Origin of the sequence: Streptococcus parasanguinis (genome assembly GCF_001069785.1) — a bacterium.
GTDB classification, from domain to species: Bacteria; Bacillota; Bacilli; order Lactobacillales; family Streptococcaceae; genus Streptococcus; species Streptococcus parasanguinis_T.
The window spans coordinates 1-12,120 of the sequence record NZ_JVSR01000108.1; the positions used below are offsets into that span (position 1 = coordinate 1).

General features: G+C 35.6%; 12 protein-coding genes and 1 riboswitch. Of the genes, 11 read left to right on the top strand and 1 reads right to left on the bottom strand.

Features of this window, described 5'->3' with window-relative positions:
- Positions 1-322 precede the first annotated feature (322 nt).
- The gene (locus ADG03_RS09965) at positions 323-1,087 is read left to right on the top strand and encodes a (S)-acetoin forming diacetyl reductase (protein WP_049472783.1); all 765 of its coding nucleotides are present in this window, start codon (positions 323-325) and stop codon (positions 1,085-1,087) included.
- Between the two features lie 48 nt (positions 1,088-1,135).
- On the opposite strand, the gene ADG03_RS09970 is transcribed toward ADG03_RS09965, so the two are convergent.
- Positions 1,136-1,555: an SP_0198 family lipoprotein gene (locus tag ADG03_RS09970; protein WP_003006862.1), complete on the bottom strand. Its 420-nt coding sequence runs from the start codon at positions 1,553-1,555 to the stop codon at positions 1,136-1,138.
- Between the two features lie 345 nt (positions 1,556-1,900).
- On the opposite strand from ADG03_RS09970, the gene ADG03_RS09975 reads away from it, so the two are divergent.
- From ADG03_RS09975 to ADG03_RS10020, 10 genes are all read left to right on the top strand, one after another.
- Positions 1,901-3,220, top strand: a complete 1,320-nt coding sequence (locus ADG03_RS09975; RefSeq protein ID WP_049472784.1) for a haloacid dehalogenase-like hydrolase — start codon at positions 1,901-1,903, stop codon at positions 3,218-3,220.
- A gap of 9 nt (positions 3,221-3,229) precedes the next feature.
- Complete coding sequence (locus ADG03_RS09980) at positions 3,230-3,664, top strand: EutP/PduV family microcompartment system protein (RefSeq protein WP_049472785.1); 435 nt, start codon at positions 3,230-3,232, stop codon at positions 3,662-3,664.
- Between the two features lie 50 nt (positions 3,665-3,714).
- Positions 3,715-4,797 (top strand): threonine-phosphate decarboxylase CobD, encoded by a 1,083-nt coding sequence (gene cobD / locus ADG03_RS09985; protein ID WP_049472786.1) that lies wholly within the window; start codon positions 3,715-3,717, stop codon positions 4,795-4,797.
- Positions 4,797-5,672 carry a GHMP family kinase ATP-binding protein gene (locus tag ADG03_RS09990; protein WP_023023532.1) on the top strand — a complete coding sequence of 292 codons (876 nt, stop codon included), beginning with the start codon at positions 4,797-4,799 and terminating at the stop codon, positions 5,670-5,672. The genes cobD and ADG03_RS09990 overlap by 1 nt, the downstream gene beginning before the upstream one ends.
- Positions 5,665-6,729 (top strand): nicotinate-nucleotide--dimethylbenzimidazole phosphoribosyltransferase, encoded by a 1,065-nt coding sequence (gene cobT / locus ADG03_RS09995; protein WP_049472787.1) that lies wholly within the window; start codon positions 5,665-5,667, stop codon positions 6,727-6,729. The genes ADG03_RS09990 and cobT overlap by 8 nt, the downstream gene beginning before the upstream one ends.
- A gap of 20 nt (positions 6,730-6,749) precedes the next feature.
- The gene (locus tag ADG03_RS10000; protein WP_003006874.1) at positions 6,750-7,352 is read left to right on the top strand and encodes a cob(I)yrinic acid a,c-diamide adenosyltransferase; all 603 of its coding nucleotides are present in this window, start codon (positions 6,750-6,752) and stop codon (positions 7,350-7,352) included.
- Positions 7,353-7,650: 298 nt separating this feature from the next.
- Positions 7,651-7,796: riboswitch (adenosylcobalamin (AdoCbl) riboswitch) on the bottom strand.
- A gap of 279 nt (positions 7,797-8,075) precedes the next feature.
- Positions 8,076-9,218, top strand: coding sequence for a 1-propanol dehydrogenase PduQ (locus ADG03_RS10005; protein WP_049472788.1), 1,143 nt, complete (start codon positions 8,076-8,078; stop codon positions 9,216-9,218).
- A gap of 466 nt (positions 9,219-9,684) precedes the next feature.
- Positions 9,685-10,029 carry a BMC domain-containing protein gene (locus tag ADG03_RS10010; RefSeq protein WP_003006878.1) on the top strand — a complete coding sequence of 115 codons (345 nt, stop codon included), beginning with the start codon at positions 9,685-9,687 and terminating at the stop codon, positions 10,027-10,029.
- 22 nt (positions 10,030-10,051) lie between these two features.
- The gene (locus ADG03_RS10015; protein WP_037607841.1) at positions 10,052-10,630 is read left to right on the top strand and encodes an ANTAR domain-containing response regulator; all 579 of its coding nucleotides are present in this window, start codon (positions 10,052-10,054) and stop codon (positions 10,628-10,630) included.
- Positions 10,617-12,053 (top strand): sensor histidine kinase, encoded by a 1,437-nt coding sequence (locus ADG03_RS10020; RefSeq protein ID WP_049472789.1) that lies wholly within the window; start codon positions 10,617-10,619, stop codon positions 12,051-12,053. The genes ADG03_RS10015 and ADG03_RS10020 overlap by 14 nt, the downstream gene beginning before the upstream one ends.
- The last annotated feature ends 67 nt before the right edge of the window (positions 12,054-12,120 follow it).

The window sequence follows — 12,120 nt, forward strand, 5'->3', positions numbered from 1 at the left end:
ACAATCCAAAAACAATTGAGAGGCTAGGACTTTTGTCCCACTCTCTTTTTATGTAGGGTTTACAGAATAGAACAGTTAACCGTTTTGGCTAAAAACTTTACTCTATTTCACGCTTTAGTTCATTTATCACTAAATAAAGATATCATATAAATAAACTATTTTTTTCAAAAAACAGGCTAGAGTTTGAAATGTTTTTCACAAAAGAGTATACTATTAGCATAGTTTTGTCGGAATTTATGATAGACCCCATCAAAACTAGTTGTCAACCCTTGCTGTTCTATATGAACGTTTGCTGGTATCATTGATACCAAGGAGGAATCATATGTCTAAAGTAGCTATTGTCACAGGTGCTGGTCAAGGAATCGGTTTTGCAATCGCAAAACGCTTGGTGCAAGATGGCTTTAAGGTTGGAGTATTGGACTACAATGCTGAAACAGCTGAAAAAGCAGTTGCTGAGTTATCGGCTGAAAATGCTTTTGCGGTTGTTGCTGATGTATCTAAAAAAGAAGAAGTGGCTGCAGCTTTCCAAAAGGTTGTTGACCATTTTGGAGATTTGAATGTTGTCGTAAACAATGCAGGTGTTGCGCCAACTACACCACTTGATACAATTACAGAAGAACAATTTACACGTACATTTGCTATTAACGTTGGTGGCGTGATTTGGGGTGCTCAAGCTGCACAAGCTCAATTCAAAGCGCTTGGCCATGGCGGAAAAATCATCAATGCAACTTCACAAGCAGGTGTTGTAGGTAACCCTAACTTGACTGTTTATGGTGGTACTAAATTTGCAGTTCGTGGTATCACACAGACTTTGGCGCGTGACTTGGCGGATTCAGGCATCACTGTCAATGCGTATGCACCAGGTATCGTCAAGACTCCAATGATGTTTGACATTGCCCATGAAGTTGGTAAGAACGCAGGTAAAGATGACGAATGGGGTATGCAAACATTCGCTAAAGATATCACTTTGAAACGTCTTTCTGAACCAGAAGATGTAGCAGCGGCTGTCAGCTTCCTTGCTGGACCTGACTCAAACTACATCACAGGTCAAACCATTATCGTGGATGGTGGGATGCAATTCCATTAAGATGAAAAAAGAGGTTGGGATCAACATCCTAACCTCTTATTTTTTATGCTATTTAGTTAATACAATGGTATCAGAAGGATCGCGATCGTCATCTTCAATAGTGAGTTGGTTACCTTCTAGTTTGTAATATTTGAGATCATCCCCTACAGTGAGAGTATGATTGTCAGCGTGAATGGTTACAGGTTTGCTTTCTTTCTCGCCATCGCTTTCAAGCTCTTCCCATGTGCCCGTCGTACCAGAAAGGGTCAGAGTGATCTGATCAGTTTCATCAGTCCCCTTGTATGTCCCATCTAGATTTTCAGGTTGGCTAGCCGTTTGAGAAGTTTTAGAGCTTGAAGCACTTGACGCGACCTGTTGTGAACTAGCAGAGCTTGCAGGTGTTTGAGCTGTCGGATTCGAGCAGGCTGCTAAAAGACCAAGAACTGCCAGTGAGGCAAGAGAAAGTGTGAATTTATTGGACAATGTCATAGGCTTGTCTCCTTTCTTTGATAATCCAAGTATAGCAGAGGATAGAGGAGAAGACAATGAAAACGAATTTTCAGAAAAATAAAATTCGCTTCATGAAGTAGGAACTCATTACCCAATTATTCGTAAATATCATTTTACTATATTGTTTTGTAGAATAGTAGAATTTTATTTGTGATAAAAATGTAACCGTTTTCGGTTGACATTCAATTGTCTAATTAGTATAATTGGTTTGGAATAATATAAAAGGCAATGAGGCCTATGATTGCAATGGCGCAACCGTTTCAAATCATAGGTATCTTATTGCCTTTTTTCTAATTAATAAAATTTTATTTTGGAGGTTTTCTCATGAAGAAACATCGTCTCTTTTTTGTTTGTGGTCTTGCCTTATTTATGGTTGGTTGTCAGGCTTCTCAGTCATCTAAAACAACTGAGCCTAGTAAAGCTAGTCAAGAAACAAGTGTATCAAAAGAAGATCAAGTGCTTAATCGTGGGCAGTGGGAGGATAAGTTATATAAGAAATTAAGTAATGTTATTAAAGATAATGGCAAATCTAGTTCAAAATATAATGAATCAGCGAAGCCGTATGCTGTATTTGACTGGGATAACACAACAGTAATCAACGATATTGGTGAAGCAACTTTTACTTATCAAATTGAAAACTTAGATTTTAAGATGACACCGGAAGAGTTAGATAAGGCTATTCGTACAAATATCCCAGAGGATAACTTTAAAGAAGATCATAACAATAAAGAAGGAAATCCTGTCAACATTGATAATATTGCTAAGGATATCGTTTCTGATTATACTGTTCTTTATAACGAATACAAAGGTTTTAAGGGGACTAAGAGTCTTGATGAAGTGAAACAATTAGACGAATATAAAGATTTCAGTGCTAAATTACGTTATCTTTACGAAGCAATTGGTGGAACTTTCAGTTCAGATATTTCTTATCCATGGGTTACCTACTTATTTACAGGTATGACTTCAGAAGAAGTTCAAGCCTTATCTGAAAAATCAATTGAACGTGCCTTAAAAGAAGATTTAGTTTATGAAACTTGGGTGAGCCCAGAAAGCTTGAAGGGTGAAGCTGGTCAAGTAGAAATCAAATTTAAACGTGGTGTTCGCGCAGTAAAAGAGATGCAAAATCTTTATAAGACACTACAAGATAATGGCATAGATGTTTATGTTGTTTCTGCTTCATTCCGAGATGTTGTTGTTCCTTTTGCTACTAAGGAAAAATTTGGATATAATATTACTGAAGACCATGTCTATGGAATGGAACTCGTTAAAAATGATTCTGGTGTCATTCAATCAGAATACAATAACGACTACTTCCAAACACAAGGTGAAGGAAAAACAAAAACAATCAAGAAGTTCATTGCAGATAAACATGGGAACCAAGATCCTATTCTAATTGCTGGAGATAGTAATGGAGACTATGCAATGTTGAAAGATTTTGAAGGATTACAGATGGGAATCATCTTTAACCTATTACGGGATCCATCTAAAGGAATTGGCTTACTTTCACAGACTGCAGTAGATACATATGATAGCAAAGATGCCAAATACTTCTTACAAGGTCGTGATGAAAACAAAGGTGTTTTAGTTAAGAGTAGAGAAACAATCAAGTTGGGAACTGATGAGGCACAATTAATTAAAAAATAGGGGAGATTTATGAAGAAAATCATGTTTGTTGGTTCAGTGGGAGTGGGTAAAACAACGCTAACCCAACGATTAAAAGGATTAGATATTGAGTATTTTAAAACGCAGGCTGTTCAATTTCACGATAGTATTATTGATACGCCAGGGGAATTTTTACAACACAGACGCTATTACAATGCTTTAACAGTGACTGCAGCAGAAGCTGAAATCATTGGACTCTTAATTGCAGGGAATTCAACCATGCAAACTTTTCCTCAAGGATTTTCTTCATTATTCACCCAAGATGTGATTGGAATCATTAGTAAGATTGACCTAGTAGACTCTGAGGAGCAATTGGAATTTGCGCGTAAACAATTGTTAGATGCAGGTGTTAAACAAATTTTTGAGATTTCTTCAACTGAAAATACTGGGATCGATGCTTTAAAAGACTTTCTTGAGAGTGAGTAAACATGATATAATCTAAAAGGACTACTTTATCTTTCAAGAAGGAGATGTGTATGATTGTTGAACACGGAGGGAATGGACGTCTATTAGCTGAAAAAAATGGAAACTCTTCTGAAAAGTGGATTGATTTTAGTGCCAACATCAATCCTCTTGGAGTTTCCGAAAACCTCCGCCAAGTCTTAGTGGAGAGCATTGATAGAATTACAGAGTACCCAGATATCACAAACCAATATGAAAAAGATTTACTTAGAGACCATCACGGTAATCATGATCTAGAAATTCTTTTGTCAAATGGTGCGGTAGGTTTATTTTATGAGTTAGCTCAGATCTTAAAACCCAAGAGATTACTGATTTTAAGTCCAACCTTTATGGAATATGAAAAGGCTTTTTATCAAGAAGGGACAGAAATTATTTATCATCATTTAACATCTCCTAATTTTGTTTGGACAGTGAAAGATCTTTTATCAGACATGGATCATTTGAAAGCAGGAGATGTTGTCTTATTATGTAATCCCAATAATCCAACTGGATCTGTTGTTCCAGTTAGTCAATTGCTAGAAATTGCGAAAAAATTACTGGAACGGAATATTCATTTTATTCTAGATGAAGCTTTTATTGACTTTTTAGAAGACGAGGAAAAGTATAGTTTTGTTCCATATTTGAGTGAGTTTACAAATACAATTGTTGTTCGATCTCTAACCAAGTTTTATGCGATTCCAGGATTACGATTAGGATACGCCCTTGGGAAACATCCATGCTTAACAAAGATTAATGAACGTAGGGCTCCGTGGACAATTAATGCACTGGCTCTTCAAGCTTTGCCTGTGATTTTAAAGGATCAGGATTATCAAGCTCAGACTCTAAAATGGTTACAAGAGGAAAAAGACTTCCTGTATCGTTCTTTGGAAACTTTTTCTGCATTAACTGTTTTAAAACCAAGTGTTAATTATATCTTTTTTAAGTATACGGGGTCTAAGAATTTACGTGAAGAATTATGGCGCTATAACATTTTTATCCGCTCCTGTTCCAACTACCGTAATTTAAGTAGTGATTACTACCGCGTTGCAATTCGTAGCAGAGAAGAGAATACCTGTTTATTAGTCGCCTTGAAAGCGATTCTTGGAGGACATGAGTAGTGGAAGGGACAATGATAGCATCTTGTCCAGGATCTTGTGGAGAATTATTCCAATGTGTTGTAGATGGTCGTGAATTTTTGATGTCTTATGGCATTGAAAAGAAAAGCCAAGTATTAATTGGCCCTCAAACAGGTGTAGTAGGAGAAGAGTTGCGTCCTAAAATGCTGCGAGTTATAAATGAATTAACAGATCAGATAGATTTCGACTTCTCTTTTCAAACAGATATCTCTGTTGGAAAGGGATATTCTAGTAGTACAGCGGATATGCTGTCAATTTTAGGTGCTTATTTTTCTTGCAAACAAAAGGAAGTGTCAGTCCCTCTGTTAACGAGCTTATGTTCTAAGATTGAACCAAGCGATTCCGTCGGTTTTTCAGACTGGACTGTGATGAATCCTCTTGACGGTGCGATCAAATGGCAGACAAAATGGAAACCGAATCTTTATGTGTACATTCTAGAGCCAGATCAAATCGTCGATACAACGAGTTTCATAAGAATGACAGATAGTCCCTTGTATCCTGCTAAGCAATCAAAGAAATTGCTGATTGATTTCAAAACTGCCTGTGACAAACAAAATGTGAAGCTATTAGGTAAGTTGGCGACTACAAGTGCCTTGTTAAATAACAAACGGTTGCCCAAACCCTATTTAGAAGAAATTATAGAAATTACAACAGAATTAGGTTTACTAGGAGTAAATGTTGCTCATAGTGGTAGCATCGTTGGTATTCTGTTGACTCAAGATCAGCTGATTCACTTGAATAAGTTAGAAGAACGACTTTCCCAACATCCTCTGGCAAGCTATTATTCTATAAGGAATCTAAGCAAAATTATATATGATGGGCTAAAAGTGAAGAAGGTGGAGGAAATCTGTGGATAGGCAAGATGAATTAAATCAAATCCTAAAAAATATTGTACCGATTGATGCTAAAGCATTAGAAGAGGGAAAAAACTATTGTGATCGATTAGCGAAACCTCTAGGTGCATTAGGAAAAATGGAAAAAATGTATGCTAGATTACATGCGATGTTCCCTGACAATATCCAGTTGACGAAGAAAATGGTCATGATTTATGTAGCGGATAATGGAGTTTGCGATGAAGGAATCTCCTCAAACCCTATCGAAACAACATTTATTGTAGCCAATAATATTAGAAATGGGAAAGCAGGGGTGGCTAATATTGCTGAATATGCGGGTTCAGATATTTGCGTCATTGATATTGGTTGTAAAAGCCCAATCTATCCTGATAATCCAGACCATATTCTAAATGGAACACGAAATATGCTAAAGGAACCTGCCATGACTCGTCAGGAGGCCCTAGAAGCGATTTTGGTTGGGTATAGAAGAACTGTTGAATTGATTAATCAGGGCTATACCTTATTTGGGACTGGTGAGATGGGGGTTGGAAATACCACGACATCCGCATCAGTTATTGCCGCAACTTTGGGGCTCCCTGCACAAGAGGTGGCGGGATATGGAGCGGGAGTTACGGAAAAGATGAAGGCTCATAAAACAGCAGTTATCCAAGAATCAGTAACCAGTCATGCGCCTTATAGTGATATGATTGATCTGGTTTCAAAAGTTGGTGGGCTGGATATGTTGGGAATGGTTGGCACCTATCTAGCATGTGCCCAACATCAACTGCCTTGTGTCATCGATGGACTGATTTCTTTAACGGGACTCTTGATTGCTTCTCAATTAAAGAAAGAGGTTTTAGATTATTGTTTCCCATCACATTGTTCAACAGAACCAGGATATCGGATTGTTTCTGACTACTTAGGATTATCCCCTATGCTTCAAATGGATATGCGTTTAGGAGAAGGTTCTGGCTGTCCTTTAGCTTTCTTTTTAATGGAAAGTTCGGTATATACCATAGAACATATGCCAACTTTTGAAGAAGGAAAATTGGATCGGGATGACTATGTCGATATTAGATAATAGAAATAGAGGAGGAAAATATGCAATTATATACAAAGACCGGCGATAAAGGTCTTACAAAATTAGTAGGTGGTCAAAGTGTTGCAAAGGATTCAGATCGAGTCAATGCATACGGGACTATTGATGAACTAAATACTTGGGTTGGTTATACGATTAGTAAAATGGATCCTGAAGATGAATTGAGAGACGAATTGTATCAGTTACAAAATTATTTGTTTGATTGCGGTTCAGATTTATCTACTCCACATGGTGTTTACCCATATAAAGTGGATGAAAGCCTCATCAAATGGATTGAAGAACGAATTGATACGTATGCGGATATTCCACCAGCTCTGGAAAGATTCATTTTACCTGGCGGTGATGAAATTGCTTCAATGGTTCATGTAGCAAGAACCATTGCGCGTCGTGCAGAACGACATATTGTCGCGACCATGTGGACAAATGAAATTAATAATCAAGTTTTAATTTTTGTTAATCGTTTATCTGACTATTTCTTTGCTCTTGCAAGAGTGATTAATTATCGAAAACACTGTGAGGATATTCCTTATGAAAGAGGAGCAAAAGTGTTTCACAATATTACAAAAGCAGATGTGGAGCGTTGGGCAAAGAAAAATAATAACTAGAATAAAAGCACTACCTCTAATAAAAAAATAGGGGCAGTGCTTTTTTACCTATGTCATAACTTTTTGATTAGAGGTGATAGGAAAAAACCTTGTCTTCCCTAAAGGGAAGGACAAGGTTAGAATTCGAAAGCCAGATGTACAACAGTGTACAAATTTCGTGCTAAGCTTCATTGGTTAACAGTAGCTTTCCAAATATTGACTCTGCTTCTTTGCAGATGATGGGAACCCCATCCTTAGAAAATGATACGTACTCATACGTAGAGTCAATAGGGGAAAGCACTATTTTGGTGTATTTCCTAACTGACATCACCACCTTACATCGAGGCGTGAAATCTACTAAAATTTAAGAATAAAGACCTGACTTAAAGCTAAGCTTATCACAGTGGCGGGACCGTGTTGGATTTTCACCAAACTTCCATACTCTTAAAAGTACCAAAATCATTTCTAGTAATTTAATGATAGCACGATCTAGAAGAATCTGCAAGTATTATGATCAAAAAAATAAAATATATGTTTTTTCTTTTGCGTTGTAAGCGTTTTTATGTTATACTTTTTGTAAAGTACAAGGACGTACAATTTTAAGCAATGAAGCTATATGAAATATGCCAAAATTTATACTATTTGGTAGTGTTTCATGTGGCTTCTTTTTATGTTGTTTTAAAGAGTTTCAAATGATAAAGGGGGTAAAATAAAATAAGAAACTCTGAAAAGAAAGGAGAAAGAATGTATAATATTTACTACAAAACTAAAATTTTTGTCGGCAAAGGTGCTTTGGCCCAATTAGAAAACTATCATAACAAAACCATATTGGTTGTTGCTGATCCGTTTTTAAAAGAATCTGGACAGTTAGATAAAATTCTTGATTATTTAGACGCTAGTAACGATATCATAACCTTTACTGATATTGTTCCAGATCCGCCTATTGATGTTATTGTGGCAGGGATTCACGCGACTGAAGGGAAATCAATCGATATTGTCTTATCTGTCGGTGGGGGATCTGCAATTGATGCATCTAAAGCAATGTATTACTTTGCGAAGAAACAAGGGATTTTTACTGATGTGGAATTGATCTCTATACCAACTACTAGTGGAACAGGATCTGAAGTGACAAGTTTCGCAGTTATTACTGATGCTGAGAAAGGGCAAAAGTATCCGATCGTAGATTGGGATATTCTACCGGATATCGCTATATTAGATTCCAATTTGGTGGAAACACTACCAGCTAATATTACAGCAGATACTGGTATGGATGTATTAACGCATGCGATTGAGGCCTATGTTTCAAATAAAGCAACTGATTTTTCTGATGCTTTGGCTGAAAAAGCTATCAAATTAGTATTTGAATACTTGCCTCGTGCATACAAAAATGGACATGATTTAGAAGCACGTGAAAAAATGCATGTAGCCTCTACTTTGGCGGGAATGGCCTTCAACTCAGCTTCATTGGGGATTAATCATAGTATCGCCCATGCAGCTGGAGCTAAATTCCATATTCCTCATGGACGACTTAATAGTATCTTAATGCCACATATTATCCAGTATAATGCGAATGTGGCAACGACCGGTACCCGTGCTGGTAATTTGAATAAAGAAACTGCTGAAAGATATCAACAGATTGCTCGTTTATTAGGGTTGAGTGCTTCTACACCTATTCTGGGTGTAAGAAAATTAGTGGATGCTGTTCGAAAACTTCAGAAGAAATTAGATCTTCCGACTTCTTTAAGATCTTATGGAGTGGGAGTGGATGATTTTAATGCTCATAAACGTGAGATTGCGGAAGCTGCTTTATTGGATAAGTGTACGATTACAAATCCTAGAGTCCCTACAGTTGAAGAATTATTAAAGGTTTTAGAACAAGCTTTCTAAAAAAGTCATTTTAAATTAACAAAAATAAATTATAAAGACTAATTAATATAGTAGAAATGAATCTGCTAGTGAGAATTAAGAAAGACTTGTGAGTTCAGATTTTTTTATAAATATATATAATAAAAGTTCACATGATTAATTGGAATTTTTAAATTTATTTTGTTTAATATAGGCTTACTTTTATAATTTTTTAAAAGCACTAATAAGTTGTCTTGTATTGGTTTTGCATAGTACATAATTAGATATTAATGGTTCTATATTTTATAATCAATTATTTCAAATAGTTAAACTAACATACAAAAGATTAAAGGATTAAAAAAATTTCCCTCAAATTTAAGATCTTTAATTTGACACTGTTATGTAATAATTTAATTAATAAAATTTATTGAAAGCGAATACTAAATATAGTATAATCAAATTATTTAGAATTATATTTATTGTAAAACCAATCCAGAGGTGGTAATAAATGTCAGAAAAACAAAGAATGATTCAGGAATACGTTCCTGGTAAACAAGTCACATTAGCACATTTAATTGCTAGTCCTGATCCTGTTATTTTTGAAAAATTGGGGTTACAGACAGATTTTCGTGATGCTATTGGGATATTGACCATCACTCCAAGTGAGGCTGCAATTATTGCTGTGGATATAGCTACTAAAGCAGCTGGGGTACAGATTGGTTTTGTGGATCGATTTAGCGGATCTGTTGTAATGACAGGGGATGTTGCGTCAGTAGATGCATCACTCCACGCAGTATTAAATGGTTTAGAAGAGATTCTAGGCTTTTCAAGTACAGTTGTAACAAGAACATAATTTCATATGAGGGATGGAGTTTATGAAAGGCAGAATACTAATTTGTGATGATGATCCGATTATTCGCTTAGATATCAAACAAATTTTAGAACAGTCAGATTATGAAGTGGCTGCAGAAGCAAGTGATGGTTTTGAAGCTATTGAACTTTGTCAAAAACACTTTTTCGATCTAGTAATAATGGATATTAAATTACCGTTATTAGATGGTTTATCAGCAGGTAAAAAAATATTAGATGATGAATTAGCATACGGTGTGATAATTCTCTCTGCTTATAATGATGACCATTATATCAAAAAAGCAAGTTTAACTGGTGCTAGTGCTTACTTGGTAAAACCGTTGGATGCAAAGTCTTTAATTCCTACAATAGCAGTTTGTATAGAGAAAGGACGGCAACAGCAATTACTTTCGAAGGAATTAATTAAAATTAGTAAGAAGCTCGATGATCGAATTGTTTTAGAAAAGGCTAAAGGACTTTTGATGACGAGAGATAATCTTACGGAACCAGAGGCTTTTAAACAGATTCGGACAATCAGTATGCAAAAGCGTGTTCCAATGATTGAAATTGCAAAGTTGCTGTTATTGAATAATGAAGTACAATAATCAGATAAAGAAATTTTGCGAGGATAAAACAGATCTTAATGAAGCAGATATTGATTATTTGATTCGACAATCAGAGGCAGTTTTATCAAGCAAAGAGTTTATGGATAAGGACGTCTTCATTGATGTAAAAAATATTTATTCTGATCATGCAATTGTCGTTTTTCATAGAAAGCCTCATACAAAGGAGAGCTTGTATGAAAAAACAGTTGTTGGGCAGTCTGCCTTTTTAGAAAATGAACCTGGGGTTCTTCGTACACTTCAAACAGGTGTTCCTTCTGTGGGTCTTCGAGGACAATCGCAAGAAGGAGTTGCAATTGAACAGACTGTTTTTCCAATTATCAGAGGAAAAAAAGTAATTGCTACTTTAATCGTTGAAAGTGATTTTTCAGATAGTTTCTCATCAAGTTTTTCTCTCCAGCATTCGAAAGGTGACCATTCTTATATTTTTCAAGCACCTTCTGAATCAATCCGGGAAGAAGAGGTATCATTATTAGATTATGTAGAAGATGCAGTATTAGTATTTGATCGAGGAGGATTTTTACTACATTGCAATCAATCAGCGGTTGTCTTATATCGAAGTAAGTTGGGTTACTTAGAAAGTATACAAGGAATGCATTATGATAATCTCTCTTTAGATGGAACAATTTTTTCTGAATTAGTAGAGGATAATTTTTCAAATAGTAATAAAACAGTTAAGTACGGAAAACATTATTTTCAAGTGAAGTGTTATCCCAATGCTCGCAATCATCAAACGATTATTACTATAAAAGATACCAGTGAACTACGGGAAAAAGACAAAGAAATCCAAGAGAGTTTGATTGCTTCTCGAGAAATTAATCACCGAGTTAAAAATCATCTTCAAACCATTATTTCTTTATTGCGATTGCAAGGAGCACAGGTTAAAGAGTTTGGTACAAAAGTTGCTTTTGAAGACTGTATAAACAGAATTTTCTCGATAGCTGCTACCTATGAACTTCTTTCTAATCAAGAAAATGAAAAAATAGATTTGAAGTCTTTGGTTGAAATTGTTTCATCAAATCTTCAACGCTGTTTTGCAGAAAAATCAGAAATTCAATTAAAATTAAAATTATGTGATGATATTTACTTGGATCATAATAGAGCATCGTCACTGGCATTGGTAATAAATGAATTATTACAAAATGCTTATGAGCATGCTTTTTCCAATAAAAAATATCAAAAAAATAAAAAAAATCAATGTATTCGTTTGCAAATGACGAAAAATGATGATATAATACGTATACAAGTAATTGATAATGGTAGCGGTTACAATGTCGAAACCGTGGGTCAAGAGCATCTTGGCTTAATACTTGTTCAAAGATTTGTAGAGAGTAAATTATCCGGAAGACTAGTCACGACCTCAAACAATGAGGGAACGCAAGTTAAGATAATTTTTAAAGTGTAAATAATTCTAGACTAACAATGAAGTCAGTCGAAAAGCAATGACGCTTAAAGGATGCAAGAAACCGATG